The sequence below is a fragment of the Actinomadura sp. 9N407 genome, assembly GCF_044326315.1.
Classification (GTDB): Bacteria; Actinomycetota; Actinomycetes; order Streptosporangiales; family Streptosporangiaceae; genus Spirillospora.
The window spans coordinates 1-15,334 of the sequence record NZ_JBIRAW010000011.1 but is presented as its reverse complement, the minus strand read 5'-3'; the positions used below and the strand labels follow the sequence as shown (position 1 = coordinate 15,334).

Sequence of the window (15,334 nt, the reverse complement as noted above, 5' to 3'; positions counted from 1 at the left end):
TTTACGTACTCCCGCTTCCCGCCATCATCGCGGCCAGCTCGCCGCGCGACTTGACGCCGGCCTTCGGATAGATCCGGTAGAGGTGGGTGGTGACCGTGCGCGGCGACAGGAACAGCCGTTCGGCGATCTCCCGGTTGCTCAGCCCGTCGGCGGTCAGCCGCGCGATCTGCTGCTCCTGCGGGGTCAGGGCGTCGAGCGCGTCGATCGGCTTGCGCCGGGACTCGCCCGTGGCGCGCAGTTCGGCCCGGGCCCGTTCCGCCCAGGGCGTCGCGCCGAGCACGTCGAAGGTGGCGGCCGCGGCGCGCAGCAGCGGCCTCGACTCCGCCGCCTTGCGCCGCCGGCGCCGCCAGCCACCGTAGGCGAGTTGCAGGCGAGCCCGCTCGAACGGCCAGTCGCGCAGGTCGGTGGCGATCGCGGCGTCGTAGGCCACCGCGGTGTCGGCCAGCACCGCCTCGGCGTACCCGAGCCCCACCACGAGAACGGGCAGGCCGCTGCGCTCGGCGATCGGTGCCAGCTCGGCGATCACCGGGCGGACCTCCTCGAGCGCGCCGCTGTACGCCGCCGCTTCGGTCAGGTATCCGACGAGGGTGAAGCGCAGGTACGGGTGGTAGGCGACGTCCGCCGGATCGAACACTCGCTGGATATGCCCGAACGCCTCCTCGGGACGGCCCTCGGCGAGCGCCATGACGCCCCGGATGCGCTGCGTCAGCGAGAGCATGGCGTTCATCCCGGCGCTGACCAGCACCTCCTCGCTGACGCGCGCGATCTCTTCGGCGCTCTCCCGGTCGCCGCGCAGCGCCTCGGCCAGGCCCAGTTGCAGCCGGGCCTGCAGCGCCCAGATCGGCTGCCGGGTCTCGGTGGCCAGCGCCACGCACTCCGTCGCGGCGGACACTGCGGCTCGGGTGTCGCCGGCGGCGGCCGCGTTGTAGGCCAGGCTCGTGAGCACCTGCGTCAGCATGCCGATCCTTCCCTGCGAACGCAGCGCCGCCGCGCTCGCCGTAAGGAAGGTGTTCGACAGGGCGTACGCGCCGAGCGCGGACGCGGCGATGCCCAGGTCGTAGCCCTCCCTCGGGGTCAGGTCCAGCCGGTGCCGCAGCGCTTCCAGCCGGTCGAGGCAGTGCGCGCCGCGCTCCACGGGGGCGCCCAGAGCCAGCGCGTACAGCATGCGGGTGTTCTCCGCCGGGACGTCGGTCCGTTCCGCGACGTCCACGAACCGAAGCCTGGTCGCCTCGTCCGGGTTCGACCAGTAGAACCGCAGGCAGACATCGGTCAGTGCCTCCAGCGTGAGATCGACGTCGCCCGCCCGGCGCATGGAGTCGATGATCTCGGTGAACGCGCCCAGCCGCGCGCTGCCGGTCCAGCTCGTGTTCAGATACACCTCGCGGTACCAGGACAGCCGCGCCCGGTCCGCGGGCCGCAGGCGCTCGCCGTCCAGTGCTTCCAGCAGGCGGTGCACCGTTTCCGCGTCGCCCTGCTCGTAGGCCGTCGTCGCGGCCCACAGCAGCCGGCCCCCGCGCTCCCGAGGGTCCCCGCTCAGGTGCGCCGCCCGCTCCATGGCGGCCAGTGCCAGCGCCGCCGCCTGCACGTAGCGGGCGCGGGTGGCCACGGCGGCCAGATCTGCGGCGAGGGCCTCGTCGGGGCCGGACGCGGCGGCCGCGCGGTGCCACACCCGCCGGTCGCCGTCGGCGACGACCGCCGCGAGGCAGGCGTGCGCCCGGCGCCGCTGCGCCGCACCCGCCGACTGCCGCAGGGCCGAGCGCAGCAGTGGATGCCGGAAACGCAGCCGGTAGTGCTCGTCCACGCCGACCAGCCGGCCGCGCACGGCCGGTTCCAGGGCGTCGGCCGTGATCGGCCGGCCCTCCAGCCGGGACGCCGCCGCGAGCACCTCGTCCAGGTCGTCACCGTCGTCCAGGGCCGACACGAGCAGCAGCGCGCGCGTCTCGGCGGGCAACTCGCCGACCAGCCCAGCGAACGTCCGCTCCACCCGGGTGCTCAGCGGAAGCCGGGACTGCAGCAGCATGGCGCCGCCGGAGCGGGCGGCCAGCCCGCCGAGTTCCACCAGGCCGAGGGGGTTGCCCTCCGACACGGCCAGCACGCGGTCCCGCAGGGCGGGCGCGAGCCCCGGCGTGACGTGGTCGATCACGGCTTCGGCGTCGGCGTGCTCCAGCGGTTCGAGTCGTAGTTCCGGTAGCGCGGCGTCGGCGAGGAGCCGGTCGACGTCCTCACCGTCACGGGTGGTCAGCACCAGCGCGACCGGGTCCGACTCCAGCCGCCGGGCGACGAAGGCCAGCACCTCCCAGCTCGTCCTGTCCAGCCAGTGGGCGTCCTCCACGGCCAGCAGGACCGGCTCCGCCAGGGCGTCCAGGAGGCCGAGCACCTCGACACCGACCCGGAAGGGCGACGTGCCCGCTTCCGTGCCGAGGTCCGGACGCATCCGGCGGAACAGGCGCTGCACTCCCGCGTACGGCAACTGCACCTCGGCGTGCACGCCGGTGGTGGTCAGCACCCGCATTCCGCGGTCCCCGGCCCGCCCGCATGCCTCGCGCCACAGCGCGGACTTGCCGATCCCCGCCTCACCCCGCAGGACGAGCGCGCCGCCGCGGTGGCGGAGGGCCTCGTCCAGCAGGACGGTCAGCGCGTCGATCTGCGCCGTCCGCCCGATGATCACCTGCGGCCCCCCGCCCGGCCTGGCCGGCGGCCTGCCCGCCCTTGCTGACCTGAGGATTATCCATCCTGCGCAGGGCCGGGCTCAAGGCGGAGTGGACGTGACCTTGGAGCCCGTTATGCCAGCAGACTCCGTCAGAGTGAACGATCCGAGCGCTTTCGCCGTCCTCGTGCCCCAATCGGGAGGCCGTCCGCAAAGAAGTACCCGTGGTTCCGTGCCGTGACGGGGAGGGGCACCCCCGGTCAAGGCGCTGGTGTACCTCAGCGGTCTCGCGCCCGCGGGCGGTTCGGCTTTCGGATCAGAAAGCGGAACCCGGTGGCCCACTCGCCCAGATCCATCAATAGATTCCGTGCCTGTCCAAACCATCTGGCACCACAGCAGGTCAGAGGCTCGCCACCGGACAGGCTCAATGCGACAGGACACGTCAGGCGGGTCACCCCTTTGGGCGGTTGAGAGGTAGCGCGAACCGTCCGGGATCAGTGTGCTGACACCGTGGCCCGCTCGACTACTGTTCGCCGACTTTGAGGCCTCGGTGCACAGCATCGTGGCCCAGCCGCTCCTGCTGCCGTGCACGCCGCGCACGCCGCGGCAACGTGGAGGTCCTTGTGCGTGTCGACTCCCAGGACGACGTCTTCCGCGTGGTGGTCGACGTCGGCATCGTGCATGCTGACGGTGGTCATCGGGCTCCTCGAGACGGCATCGGAGGGGTGATGGCCGTCGTCGGGCCGGCGTGACGGTCAGAACTGTGACGGTGCCTTGTGACGGCAAGGCCCCTGTCGGGACACGCCTGCCGGTCCGACGACAGCAAGCGCCGCCCGGGGCAAGGACCGGCAGATCAATCCAAAGGCAACACGGCCAGTTAGACCACGGGCCAGGACCCCGTCCGGACGGCACGCGCAGACCCTCACAGTTCGACCAGATCTGGCGCCACAGCCGCCGCGGGAACGCGGCGAAGGCCGGCAGCGTCGACCCGATCGCCTCCACCGGGCCGCGGTGCGCGTCGGAGATGATCAGCCGCACCCCCGACAGGCCGCGGGCGACCAGGCCGCGCAGGAACGCCGGCCAGCCGGCACCGTCCTCGGCCGAGCTCACCCTGGAGTCCACCGAGTTCTGTGAAGTCCTCGAAGTGAGCTTCGCCTTGATGCAGGCGGACGGTGGTACCGGCGAGAGTTGCCCGCCGGATTCTTCAGAGGGTGTATCGGCCCAGTGTGTGGTCGTGTGTCTGTAGGGGCGGGAGGTGGTCGCGGCCGGCGCCGCCGATGGCGTGGCGGCCGGCGTGTCGGTCGGCGAGGACGCAGTTGCCGCCTTTGCCGGATTCGCGGGGGCAGTAGCGGGCCGGAAAGATCTGGCGGCGGTGCTGGTCCCAGGTCACCCAGACGATGAGGTTGCCGGTTTCGGCGCCGTAGGCGATGTGCGGGCCGGGGTGTTGGTGCTCGTGAACGCATTGCACGATCGGCTCGGGGCCGACTTCGAGGAGGCAGCGAGCGTGGCGCCAGGGAAGACGGACCAGTTCGGCGAGATCGGCGTCGGCCAGCTCCAGCGAGCGCTGGCACAGATCGGCCTGGACGTTCGGCATGTCCAGCGGGAACTCGTCAGCGGCGACGTCTGTGTACAGCCTCACGGTGTTCGATACTCCCGCACCGGCAAGCCGTATGCCGCGCTTGCCGGTGTGGGGAGGGTCTACACGAACCGATGCGATACCTGACAGTCCGACCAACCGAGACCTACTCCACTCCCGCACGCAGGACAGGATCTGCGGCGGGCCCGAGTCAATGGTTCCGGTGAGCTGCTCTCCGTGAGCTGCTTCCCGTGCACGTGCGCGACAACCATGGACGCTCGGCTCAGTCCGCCGACGTTCAGGTCCGCAGCTCGGAAGTCAGCGGCTCAGGCCCAGTGCCTGATCGAGTCGCTGTTGGGCGTCAGCGGCGTACAACCTGACCGCGCCGGCCCTCGTCTTCAACGAGCTTCCCGACGGCCGCATCGACCTGTGTCCGCTTGGTCGGTCAGCAGTGTGACCGCAGTGGCGCGGCCCGTTGAACTCCCCGTGACTCGTCTCCGTCTTCGTGTGGCTCAGCGATTCCCTCGAGAGGGAGAACCCAGGTCCAGGGCGCTTCACACGGGTGGATGAATTGGTACGGCCTCGCGAGGTACGCCGGGGAACGGGCCGGCGGTGCGCTCGTCAACCGGTACTGGACTGGGCTCGTAGAGCTCATAGCCGTTCCGGAGGAGTATGGGGATCGCCTCTTCCGGTGATGACGCTCCGGGCCACCAGCTGACCTGCCGCCAGGCATTGAACTTCCAGGTGGTGAGTCCCTTGCTGTAGTAACTGGTGCCGTAGCGGCGCAGCAGCGTGCCGTCTCGGAGCAGGACCAACTCCCCGCTGGCGAATCCTCGCTCATCCATTTCGAAGACGAATCTCCAATGCCCGACCACATCCTCTACTCGCGGTACGTCGAATCGGGGGTCGTCGTCGACCACGTCAGTCCTCCGGTCGCCGGTGTGTGTCGTCTGTTTCACATGATCTCCCAAAGCCTGGAGGGTGATGGACCATGGAGGTGTTCTCCGCCGGACGCGCCACCGTCTACCGGGTACTCGCCACGGATCTTCACTAAACCCGGTACGGCTCAGATCAGCTTTTCTGGTGTTGATGGTGCTCGCCACAGCTGGACTAGGTGCGGTTCGTCGGCGCCCGCATTGCGGCCCCGGACACTCACCCGGATCCGGTACATGCATGTGGACGGCCAGACCCGATCGAATTGAAACAGGGTGACTGCCTGGTGTCCGGGTGCGGCGGCTCGGAGCGTTCCCGCCGTGGGCGGGGGTCCAGGAACATCGACGGTTCGGAATGTCCACGGTGCGACGGTCGGAGTCGAAGTCGCTCAAGACGGGTCGGGCTCGGGCGGAGGGACGATGCAACTGCGAGCGCCGATCATCATCGCCGCCGACGGTGCGTCCTCGCGCATCGCACGTGATGCCTGCGGGGTTCCAAACGGGGCATAGGTGTCTGACCTGCCGGTATGTTCTTCGCGATCGAGGTGGGCACCGGCCACGTTCACCTTCTGGGCGTGGCCGCGCGCCCGGACGGTGCAGCGGGCACGGGATCTATTGATGGATCTGGGCGAGTGGGCCACCGGGTTCCGCTTTCTGATCCGGGACCGGGCGGGGCAGTTCACCGCGGAGTTCGATGCAGTGCCGGCGGCTGCCGGGATCGCGGTGGTGAAGATCCCGCCGCGCAGCCCGAAGGTGAACGCCTTCGCCGCACGCTGGGTCCGCACCGGCATCGTCCGCACCGGGCTCGAAATCTGCGGCCACCAGACCACGACGACATCACCACGGCCGCGGTGACGGACATGACGACGGCGAGAATACGGCGGCGGAGGGTCCTGGGTGGACTGATCAACGAGTACCGGCAGTCAGCATGACAGCCATCAGCCGACCGTGGCATCGCAGGTCAAACACCGCGGCAGGGTTATGGAACCCCACACGTCTGTTCCGGGGAGCGAGAAGTGGCCGGGCCGTGGCCGCCTCAAGACTGCAGAAGAGCAACTCGCCAGGGCTGAGCGTCCCCAGCGGGAGGGACCCGCTTTTCACCTGGTGGGGGGACGACGTCGGTCGATGACCTCCGTAGCGTCCTGGGGCATGAGAGCTAACCGTGGTTCCGCTGGTGTGGGAACGGTCGCGATCGCGGTCGCCGCGATGGGCACCATCAGTGCATGCGGCGAAGGCCGCAGCGGGGGCGGCGTCAATGCCGCCCTCCAACACCCGGCCGTGGCGCCGGTGCACGAGCGCACCGATCCGTCCATCCAGAGCTTTCTGGAGACGACATTGCCGCGGGGGCCCGGAGGCACGGTTGTCGCGGCCCGTGACGGCAGGCTTGTGCACTGCAGGGGCTTCGGCATGGCCGACCGGGAGAAGAAGATCCCAGCGCGCTGCGACACCGCCTACGACATCATGTCCATGACCAAGCAGTTCACCGCTGCCGCGATCATGAAGCTGGAGATGATGGGCAAGCTGCGGGTGACCGACCCGATCAGCACATACCTCGGCCCGGTGCCCGCGGACAAGAACGGGATCACGCTGCATCACCTGCTGACGCACACGGCGGGGCTGAGCGACGATGAGGTCGACGTCGACGACTACGATCCGGTCTCGCGCGACGGCATGCTGGACGTCGTGCTGAAGTCCAGGCTCGGGTCCGCTCCGGGCGCCGAGTTCCACTACTCCAACCTGGGATACAGCGTCCTGGCGGCGATCACCGAGAAGGTCTCGGGCGTCGGCTATGAACGCTTCCTGGCCAGGTACCTGTTCGCACCATCGGGGATGACGCGGAGCGGGTACGTGCTGCCGCGGTGGGACCGTGACCAGGTCGCGGTGGAGTACGACGAACACGGCAGGCCGCAGGGCAGACCGCATGAGCACCCGTGGGCCGCTGACGGGCCGTACTGGTACCTACGCGGCAACGGTGGCCTGCTGTCCACGCCGCGCGACATGTTCCGCTGGCATCGTGCGTTGGAAGGCGACCAGGTTCTTTCCGGACCCGCCAAGCGCAAGATGTTCAAGCCGTATGTGGTCGCCGGCGAACGACATGGCTACACGCTCCACTACGGATACGGCTGGGGCGTCGCCGATACCGGCGGCCGTCGCATCCTCGAGCACGACGGCGGGAACGACTGGTCGTTCGGCGAATTCGCCCGATTCCCCGACCGCCGCGTGATGGTGTTCTGGATCAGCAACCATGCCCACCGGGAGGGTGAATGGAATCTCCAGGAACAGAACGCGGACCTGACGTTCGGAATCGAAAAACGCGCCCGTGACTGAACGACACGACCCCGCTGCGACAGTTCGGCGATGGAACTGGGCTACGAAGGCGCTCGCCAGGCCGTGGTCGCCCGAGCTCGCGGTGACCACTTCGACGCCGTCGGGCAGCGCCGCGAACGTGACCATTGAGGCTGCGTCCATCGCCTGCCTCACCACGATGTTGACCGTGCGCCGGACGCTCCGGCCCTGGTCGGCATGACTTCTCGCTCCTAACAGCGAATCGGAGATGCTCTGGCTGAGGAGGGCTGCGGGGCCGCGGTTCCCCTCGGGAGGAGTCGCCCAAGAGGGGCGCCGGGGGAACCCTTTGACGGCGTGGGACGTGCGGCCCCGCAGCCCCCGGTCTAGAAGAAGAGGGGGGCCGGCGCGGCCTCGTCCGGCAAGAACGCCCGGAATCCGGCCCCCAGTCGTTCCACCGGTGCCGGAACGTTGCGGGGCGTACACGCGCCAGGCGCCGGCCCGATGCGCGGCGATCGGCCGCAGCTGCGGCACCGCCAGACCGGCCGCACCCACCACCCAGACCGGATCATGCGACCGCGCCCGGACCGCCAGCGCTTAAGCCTGTTCGCAAGCTGGCTCGACGATCGCTACGAGCATGTCACTCCGCAGATGCGGCAGCGTCTGCTGGCAGCGCCGCAGGCGCGCTGGGAGGACTCTGTGAGGCGGCTGACAGCCGAGGAACGGCGCTGGTTGTGCCTGGTTGTTCCGGCCGAACTCGCGGCGGGCGTTGCACAGGGTGACGGGCCGGGGGACCGGTGAGCGGTAGCGCTCACCCGCGGATGATCTCCAGTTTCTCTCCACCCGACGCAGAAGGCCCTGGCTCACCGGAGTGAGACAGGGCCTTGAGCTGGGCCAACGCTGGTGGGCGATACTGGGATTGAACCAGTGACTTCTACCGTGTCAAGGTAGCGCTCTCCCACTGAGCTAATCGCCCGGGTTCGGGTGAGGTGGAGACGGGATTCGAACCCGTGTACACGGCTTTGCAGGCCGTTGCCTCGCCTCTCGGCCACTCCACCGAGCGAGGCCTTCGGCGTCGCCTGGTGCAGAGGCCCCCTCAGAGCGGAAGACGGGATTCGAACCCGCGACCCTCACCTTGGCAAGGTGATGCTCTACCACTGAGCCACTTCCGCTTGCCCACCGGAGTTTCCCCTGGCGTGCAGGGACAACTTTAGCGGAAGCTTGGAGTGGATGCGTACTCGCCCGCGCCGGTGAGCGTGGACTCGGCGTGGAGGTCGTCCCAGAAGGCGAGCTCGTCGTCCTCCTTCAGGGGGGCGATGCGGCCCCAGAACTCGCGGTCCTCGGCCTCGTGGGCGGCGGCGAGGGACAGCACGGGCATGACGGTGGTGCCGGCGTCGGCGGCGTCGAAGTCGGCCGGGGTGAGGTCGACGGGCATCTCGACGGGGACGCGGTGGTGCTTGCCGCGCTTGCGGACGCGGATGGGGGAGGCCGTGGGGGCCTTGGCGGCGGCGGCGCGGCCGGCGGCGAGAGCGACGGTGCCGCACAGGACGAACGCCAGGACGCCGGTGAGGAGGACCTCCTGGGCGGGGACCTCGCCGGTGGGGATCGTCTCGCCGGTCTGGGACTTGGGGGCGGCGCCGGTGAGGGACTCGACCTTGGGGGCGGGGGCGGAGTGCTTGGGGGTGTACTTCTCCTGCTTGACCTTGCCGGGGTAGCCGAAGCCCACGACGGAGTCCATGTCGCGCTTCTTGCGCATGAGCTTGTAGCCGTCGGCGTTGGCCTCGATGGTGTGCAGGGTCTTGCCGTCGACCTTCTCGACCAGGCCGACGTGGTCGATCTGGTCCACGTCGCCGGAGCCGTTCCAGTCGTAGAAGACCAGGGCTCCGGGGACGGGCTCCTTGCCCCAGGCGTCGTGCTTCTTGAACCACTTGGCGTGGTCGACGGTGGCGGCGAACTGGCCCGCCTGCTCCTCGACACCGGCCTCCTCGGCGGCCCAGGCGAGGAACATGTCACACCAGGGGGCCGTCTTGAAGTACGCGTTGTGATCGGAGTCCTGGGTCTTGGTCCACCAGTCGCCGAACTTGGTGTAGCCGTCGCCCTTCTCGGTGTAGCCCAGGTTGTCCTTGGCTATGTCGAGCAGCTTCTTGCCGATGGGGTCCATGACGCTCCAGGCCGTTCCAAGGTCACGTTCCGATCTCGGTGGAATGTAGCCGAGGTAAACGCGGCTCGGCAACCCGTTCCGGGAAACCGGTCAAAACGGGCTATACGGAATAGCCACGCGGGAGGACGGCGACCGGACAGGGGGCGGCGCGCAGCAGTTTGAGCGCGGTCTCGCCGAGGAACACCCGATGAGCGGTGGCGTCCTCGCTGCTCGCGCAGATCAGGATCTCGCCCTCGTCCCACTCGGTACGGCCCGCCGCGTCGGCGACGTCGTCGCCCTCGGCGAGGGCGGTCTCGGCGTCGAGGCCGGACGCTCGTACGGCCAGGGCCAGGTCGTCCCGGAGCCGGTCCTCGTCGTCGCCGATCGACAGCGTGAGGAGGCGGAGCGGGACGTCGAGCACGCGGGCGGCCTCGGCGGCCCGCGTGACGGCCTCGTCGACCTGGGGTCGCCGTACGTACGCGACGGTGATGCGGGTCAGCGCTCCGAGCGGGGTGTAGCCGGCCGGGGTGAGCATCACCGCCTGGGTGGCCGAGTGCAGCAGGTTGTCGGCGGTGGAGCCGATCGAGATCCGGCCGCGGGCGCCGCCCTCGGCGGAGCCGACGACGATCAGGTCGGCGCCGACCCGGCCGGCCAGCACCGACAGGCCGCGGCCGGCGCCCCGGCTCTCCTGGACGGCCGTCTCGGCGTCGGGGAGCCTGTCGAGTAGGGCCTGGGCCTCGCCGGCGGCGGCGGGGCGGCCGGGCGGATGGACGGTGCCGACGGTGAGCCGGCCACCGGTCAGCGTGACGATCACATGGGCCAGCGCGAGCGCCTCGCGACCGCCGGATCCGGCGGTATATCCGGCCAGGACATGCTCACCGATCATGTTGGCTACGTGCCCGCTCCGGCGCACGACTCACGTCCCCTTTGCGATGTTTGAGGTACATTCTGACATCTTGAGCGATTTGATCTGGGGGGATCAGCATTGTGAGTACGGTGGCGCCGGACCTTCTCGCCGGGCGGTGGAGCATCGACCCGGCGCATTCGGAGGTCACCTTCACCATCCGGCATCTGATGACCACGGTCCGCGGCTCGTTCCCGGACTTCCGGGGTGAGATCCGGATCGCCGAGGACCCGCTGGAGTCGTCGGCCGGGGCGGAGATCGCGATGGGCTCGATCGACACCCGCAGCGCCGAACGGGACGCGCACGTCCGCTCGTCGGAGATCCTGGACGTCGGCAGGTACCCGTCGATGACCTTCGTCGGGACCGGGGTGGAGCGTGCCACGATCGGCCGCCGGGCCCGGCATCCCCGCTACCACCTCGACGGGGACCTCACGATCCGGAACGTCACCCGTCCCGTGCGGCTGCTGGTGGAGTTCCACGGCGTCGAGAACGACCCGTGGGGCGGGACCCGCGCCGGGTTCACCGCCACCGCCGCGCTGAGCCGCCGCGACTTCGGCATCGAGTTCAACGTTCCGCTGCAGGGCGACAAGGTCATGCTCGGCGAGACGATCGCCGTCCAGCTGGAGATCCAGGCCGTCCTGGACGCGCCCGCCGGGGAGTACGGGGCGTTCTGACGGGTCTGCGGTCCGCGACCGGCGGTGAAGGCGGCGCTCAGAGCCGCGACTGGCGGGTGAGGGCGGCACTCGGAGCCGCGACCGGCGGGTGAGGGCGGCGCTCAGAGCCGCGACTGGCGGGTGAGGGAGAGCAGCTCGCGGGCCGGGCCGGTGGGCCGCTGGCCGGACGGCCAGACGGCGCGCAGCGGGCGGCTCAGGTCCAGTTCCGGGACGGGGACCGCGATCAGTCGGCCGCCGGCCAGCTCGTCGGCCGCCGCCAGCTCGCTCACCACGACCGGTCCGGCGCCCGACACGGCCGCCGCCTTGAGCGCGGTGGTCGAGGCGAGCTGCAGCTGTGGAGGGGCCGTACCGCCGAACGAGGCGAGCGCCCGGTCGAGCACCTCGCGCGTGCCGGAGCCCTCCTCGCGCAGGATCAGGGGAGTGCCGGCCAGTTCCTCGGCCGTCACGCCGGAGCGGCGGCGGGCCCACGGGTGCCGGGGGGCCACCACCACGACCAGCCGGTCGGAGGCCACGACCGTGCCGCTGAGCCCCGCCGGTGTACGGATCCCCTCGACGAACCCGAGGTCGGCCTTGCCGGTCCGCACCTGTTCCGCCACCGCCGTGGAGTTGGCCGTACGCAGCGTCACGGCCGTGTCGGGACGCGCCTCGCGCAGGGCGACCAGCCACCCGGGCATCAGGTACTCGGCCACGGTGAGGCTCGCCACGACCCGCAGCCGCGCGTCCCGGCGGTCCTGCAGGGCGGCGATCCCCGCGTCCATCGCCTGGGCGGCGTCCAGGACCTGCCGGGCCCACTCCGCCACCAGGGCCCCGGCCTCGGTGGGACGGGAGCCGCGCGGCGAGCGTTCGAGCAGGGCGACGCCGATCTGCCGTTCCATCGAACGGATCCGCGCGCTGGCGGCGGGCTGGGTGACGCCCACTTCGGCCGCCGCCCGGCCCACGCTGCCCAGCCGTACGACGGCCAGCAGCAGCTCCAGGGCTCCCAGATCGGGTACGCGGTGTGTGAAGGGCATGGGCCCATCCTATGGCCACTCATAAGCTGGCCTTATGTGCCCATAGGGCCAACCCCCCTAGTGACGTGCGGGTTCGCCCGCGAGGGTGGGGCCATGGTGAAGATGTTCGGGCCCCAGTGGCATGCGGCCGTCATGGGGACGGCGATCGTGGCCAACGGAGCGCACGCGCTTCCGGTCCACGGACCAGGTCTGCATGCGTTCGCGGTAGGGGTCTGGCTGCTGTCGTTCGTGCTGCTGGCCTTCGTCGTCGCCGTACGTGTGGCGCACGTAATCGTTTATTGGGACGAGGCCAAGACCCAGCTCCTCGATAACCCTTCCAACGCCATTTTCTACGGCTGCCCGCCAATGGCGATGCTTGCCGTAGGGCAAGGCACCCTTGTCCTAGGCCCAGACGTCCTGGGCGCGCACGCCGCGGTCACCATCGATGTGGTGCTCTGGACCATTGGAGCGGTGTACGCGGTAGTGGTCGCGTTCGGCATCCCGTACCTCATGGTCACGCGCTGGCGTATGGAGGGCGGAGCCGTTCCGGGGTGGCTGCTGCCCATCGTGGCGCCAATGGTCGCCGCCGCGCTCGGGCCATCGCTGATCCCGCATCTGCCGCCCGGCCAGGCGCAGGCCACGATGCTGTACGGCTGCTACGCGCTGTTCGGCGCGAGCCTCCTTGGAACACTGGTCCTGCTACCGGGCATCTGGTCCGGACTGGCGAACGGCATGCTCAGCCCTGTCACGCTGACGCCCACGCTGTTCCTCGTTCTCGGCCCCTTGGGGCAGTCCACGACAGCCGTTGTCCAGCTCGCGAAGGCCTCTGCCACGGCCGCTCCGCAGTACGAGAAGGCAATGGAGGCTTTCGCGATCCTCTATGGCGTCCCGGTCATGGGCTTTGCGCTCCTGTGGCTGGCCCTGGCCTTGACGGCCAATATCCGCGCACTGCGTCAGAGCATGCCGTTCGCCATGACCTGGTGGGCCTACACGTTCCCTGTCGGTACGTGCGTCACCGGTGCCGCCGGGCTTGCCGGCCTGACCGGCCTTCACGTATTCACCGGATTGGCCGTGCTCCTTTACGCCCTGCTGCTGTTCGCGTGGGTGGTGGTCGGGAGTCGTACCGTACGAGGCGCGTTCACGGGCGAGCTCTTCTACTCGCCCACCTTGCCGTCGATGAGTTCCCGGGCCGCGTCGAGATGACCCAGGTGGCGCGCGTACTCCTGCAGGAGGTGGAACAGGATCCAGATCAGCGACGCGGGCCGCTCGGGATCCTCGAACCGGGGACTGGGCGGCGCGTACTCGCCCAGCGAGGCGCCGGCGACGATCCGCCGCGAGCGCTCGCAGGTCTCCAGGAACGCCGCCCGCAGGTCCTCGAACGACTCGTCCTCGCCCACGTGCCAGGGCCCGCTCGGATCGCGGCCGCCCGCTCCGCGATCGCCCCACGGCCGTTCGATGTCCTCGCCCGCGAAACCCCAGCGCAGCCAGCGGATCTCGACGTACGTCAGGTGCTTGAACAGCTGCAGGGGCGTCCATCCGGACGGCAGCGGGGCGCTGCGCAGTGCCTCGTCGGGCAGGCCGTCGAGCTTGCGCAGCAGCGCGTCGCGGTAGTAGTCGAGGTAGCCGGTGAGGAGGTCGCGGGGATCGGTGAGGTGGTCCGGGGGCTCGGCGGGGGATTCTGCGGGCGTCACCATGCGACGACCCTAGGCGAATCCTCGTTCGGGACCGTGCGGCGCTGTTCAGAACGCGGTGCGGGCCAGCCAGTGATCGAGCAGGGCGCGCTCGCCCGTCACGGTCACGCGCGACCCGTCCGCGGGAAGCCGCCGCGAGAACACCAGCACGAGATCGTTGAGCGGCCCCTCCAGGACGACGTCCGCGTCACCGTTCCCGCGCGTCCAGGCCACGCCCTCCGGGGTACGGGTGATCAGCCAGCCGTCGCCCTCAGGCGGCTGGAGCCGCAGCCGTTCGCCCGTTCCGCGCAGTTCGGCCAGTTCGGGCTTGCGCGCGGCCGCCCCCGGGCCGGCCAGCAGTTCCAGCCCCTCGCTGATCGTGTCGGCCGCCAGGTCCGGCGCGACGACGTACGGCTTCCCGAGCGCCAGCGCGGCATCGGCATGGTGAATGACCAGGTCGTGCAGGATCCGCCGGGGCCAGAAGACCGCCGGCCTGGGGCCCAGGAACGTCCACACCTCGACGGACGCGTTCCGTACTCCGGCGTCCGCCAGCCGCTCCGCGCCCTCCTTCAGCCACGCGGCCCAGTCGCCCGGCGCCACCTCCTCGGCGGGTGGCAGCAGGGACTCGGGGGTGCTCGCGTGGCTCTCGACGAGGTCCGCCGTCCAGCGGAACGCCTGTCCGATGTGCTCGACGAGGTCCTTCAGCGTCCATTCGGGGCAGGTCGGCACCCGTCCCTCCGGATCGCCCCCGGCGACGATCGCGGCGAAGGCGCCCGTCTCTTCCCGCAGACCGGCGGCGAGTCGTTCGGCTGACAATGTGGTCATTTTCGTCTCCCTTGCTCTCGCCCGTACGGTAGGAGTTCCACCCGGGTGGAGGTTCAAGTGGTTCTAGCGAGGAATCCCGGTCCGTCAGCTTCAGGGTCGGGAGGAATCGCTTCCGGAGTGTCGCAGCGCGCCGGTGCCGCCTGGCCGAACCAATACTGGCCGGGACGTTTCCGCTGGTCGGTGTTACTTCTTGATGATGTTGAGGGGGTGCCGCGGCAGGAGGTGGCGAAGTAGGGCGGGACCGGAGGTGCCGTCCTGCAGGCGGCGGGTGGATGTGGTCGGCTTCGCCGTTGACTCGGTCGGTTCGGTGCCGGACTCGGTAAGGTTTTCGGCTATGAAGCTGGTGGTGCAGGTGAAGTTGCTGCCGACGCCTGAGCAGGCGTCGACGCTGGCGGCGACTCTGCCCGCCTGCAACGCGCTGGCCGATCGGGTGTCGGCGGCCGCGTACGAGAAGAGGGTGTTCTCCCGTGCCGGGTTGCAAAAGCTGGTCTATGCGGAGCTGAAGGCGGCCGGGCTATCGGCGCAGCCGGCGTTGCATGTGATCCGTAAGACCGCCGACGCCTACACCACGCTGCACGCCCAGATCGGCGCCGGGCTGCTGGGTGGTGAGCGGTCCGGGCGGCGCCGCAGGGCCGAGTCCAAGCCGATCACGTTCCGGCCCGATGCGGCCCAGCCGTTCGACGACCGCTGCCTG

13 protein-coding genes, 3 tRNA genes and 2 pseudogenes are annotated in these 15,334 nt (G+C 70.0%); 6 read left to right on the top strand and 12 right to left on the bottom strand.

All coding sequences use genetic code 11. The features are described 5' to 3' along the window. Position 1: 1 nt before the first annotated feature. The 4 genes and pseudogenes from ACH34Q_RS19020 to ACH34Q_RS19005 all read right to left on the bottom strand — a co-directional run bounded on the left by ACH34Q_RS19020 (position 2) and on the right by ACH34Q_RS19005 (position 5,182). Positions 2-2,668 (bottom strand): AAA family ATPase, encoded by a 2,667-nt coding sequence (locus ACH34Q_RS19020; protein ID WP_395984300.1) that lies wholly within the window; start codon positions 2,666-2,668, stop codon positions 2-4. Between the two features lie 984 nt (positions 2,669-3,652). Next, positions 3,653-3,751 (bottom strand): annotated as a pseudogene (locus ACH34Q_RS19015) (transposase); the annotation flags it as partial. Positions 3,752-3,851: 100 nt separating this feature from the next. Then, positions 3,852-4,286, bottom strand: a complete 435-nt coding sequence (locus ACH34Q_RS19010; RefSeq protein ID WP_395984299.1) for a hypothetical protein — start codon at positions 4,284-4,286, stop codon at positions 3,852-3,854. Between the two features lie 491 nt (positions 4,287-4,777). Continuing rightward, entirely contained in the window at positions 4,778-5,182 is a 405-nt protein-coding gene (locus ACH34Q_RS19005; RefSeq protein WP_395984298.1) for a hypothetical protein, read from the bottom strand. Positions 5,183-5,773: 591 nt separating this feature from the next. Here ACH34Q_RS19005 and ACH34Q_RS19000 point away from each other — a divergent pair. From ACH34Q_RS19000 to ACH34Q_RS18990, 3 genes are all read left to right on the top strand, one after another. Further along, the gene (locus ACH34Q_RS19000; RefSeq protein ID WP_395984297.1) at positions 5,774-6,010 is read left to right on the top strand and encodes a hypothetical protein; all 237 of its coding nucleotides are present in this window, start codon (positions 5,774-5,776) and stop codon (positions 6,008-6,010) included. A gap of 321 nt (positions 6,011-6,331) precedes the next feature. Next, complete coding sequence (locus tag ACH34Q_RS18995; RefSeq protein WP_395984296.1) at positions 6,332-7,483, top strand: serine hydrolase domain-containing protein; 1,152 nt, start codon at positions 6,332-6,334, stop codon at positions 7,481-7,483. A 459-nt stretch (positions 7,484-7,942) separates the two neighbouring features. Then, the gene (locus tag ACH34Q_RS18990) at positions 7,943-8,239 is read left to right on the top strand and encodes a hypothetical protein (RefSeq protein WP_395984295.1); all 297 of its coding nucleotides are present in this window, start codon (positions 7,943-7,945) and stop codon (positions 8,237-8,239) included. 100 nt (positions 8,240-8,339) lie between these two features. Here ACH34Q_RS18990 and ACH34Q_RS18985 read toward each other — a convergent pair. From ACH34Q_RS18985 to ACH34Q_RS18965, 5 genes are all read right to left on the bottom strand, one after another. After that, positions 8,340-8,414 (bottom strand) — tRNA-Val (locus tag ACH34Q_RS18985). A gap of 11 nt (positions 8,415-8,425) precedes the next feature. Beyond that, positions 8,426-8,496, bottom strand: a tRNA-Cys gene (locus tag ACH34Q_RS18980). Between the two features lie 42 nt (positions 8,497-8,538). Further along, positions 8,539-8,610: transfer RNA gene (locus ACH34Q_RS18975), tRNA-Gly, on the bottom strand. A gap of 38 nt (positions 8,611-8,648) precedes the next feature. Then, on the bottom strand, positions 8,649-9,599 hold the full coding sequence (locus ACH34Q_RS18970) for a CHAP domain-containing protein (RefSeq protein ID WP_395984294.1): 951 nt from the start codon (positions 9,597-9,599) through the stop codon (positions 8,649-8,651). Between the two features lie 100 nt (positions 9,600-9,699). After that, complete coding sequence (locus ACH34Q_RS18965) at positions 9,700-10,464, bottom strand: universal stress protein (protein WP_395984293.1); 765 nt, start codon at positions 10,462-10,464, stop codon at positions 9,700-9,702. Between the two features lie 110 nt (positions 10,465-10,574). Between ACH34Q_RS18965 and ACH34Q_RS18960 the strand changes: the two genes are divergently transcribed. Next, positions 10,575-11,156, top strand: coding sequence for a YceI family protein (locus tag ACH34Q_RS18960; protein WP_395984292.1), 582 nt, complete (start codon positions 10,575-10,577; stop codon positions 11,154-11,156). A gap of 101 nt (positions 11,157-11,257) precedes the next feature. On the opposite strand, the gene ACH34Q_RS18955 is transcribed toward ACH34Q_RS18960, so the two are convergent. Next, positions 11,258-12,166, bottom strand: a complete 909-nt coding sequence (locus tag ACH34Q_RS18955) for a LysR family transcriptional regulator (RefSeq protein ID WP_395984291.1) — start codon at positions 12,164-12,166, stop codon at positions 11,258-11,260. A gap of 93 nt (positions 12,167-12,259) precedes the next feature. On the opposite strand from ACH34Q_RS18955, the gene ACH34Q_RS18950 reads away from it, so the two are divergent. Next, a complete protein-coding gene (locus ACH34Q_RS18950; RefSeq protein WP_395984290.1) occupies positions 12,260-13,348 on the top strand; it encodes a TDT family transporter in 1,089 nt (362 codons plus the stop codon). On the opposite strand, the gene ACH34Q_RS18945 is transcribed toward ACH34Q_RS18950, so the two are convergent. Together ACH34Q_RS18945 and ACH34Q_RS18940 are read right to left on the bottom strand one after the other, a co-directional pair. Next, positions 13,300-13,839, bottom strand: coding sequence for a DinB family protein (locus ACH34Q_RS18945; protein WP_395984289.1), 540 nt, complete (start codon positions 13,837-13,839; stop codon positions 13,300-13,302). The two genes, ACH34Q_RS18950 and ACH34Q_RS18945, sit on opposite strands and share 49 nt — an antisense overlap. Before the next feature lie 45 nt (positions 13,840-13,884). After that, a complete protein-coding gene (locus tag ACH34Q_RS18940) occupies positions 13,885-14,640 on the bottom strand; it encodes a maleylpyruvate isomerase family mycothiol-dependent enzyme (RefSeq protein WP_395984288.1) in 756 nt (251 codons plus the stop codon). 334 nt (positions 14,641-14,974) lie between these two features. Between ACH34Q_RS18940 and ACH34Q_RS18935 the strand changes: the two are divergent. Next, positions 14,975-15,334 (top strand): annotated as a pseudogene (locus tag ACH34Q_RS18935) (RNA-guided endonuclease TnpB family protein); the annotation flags it as partial.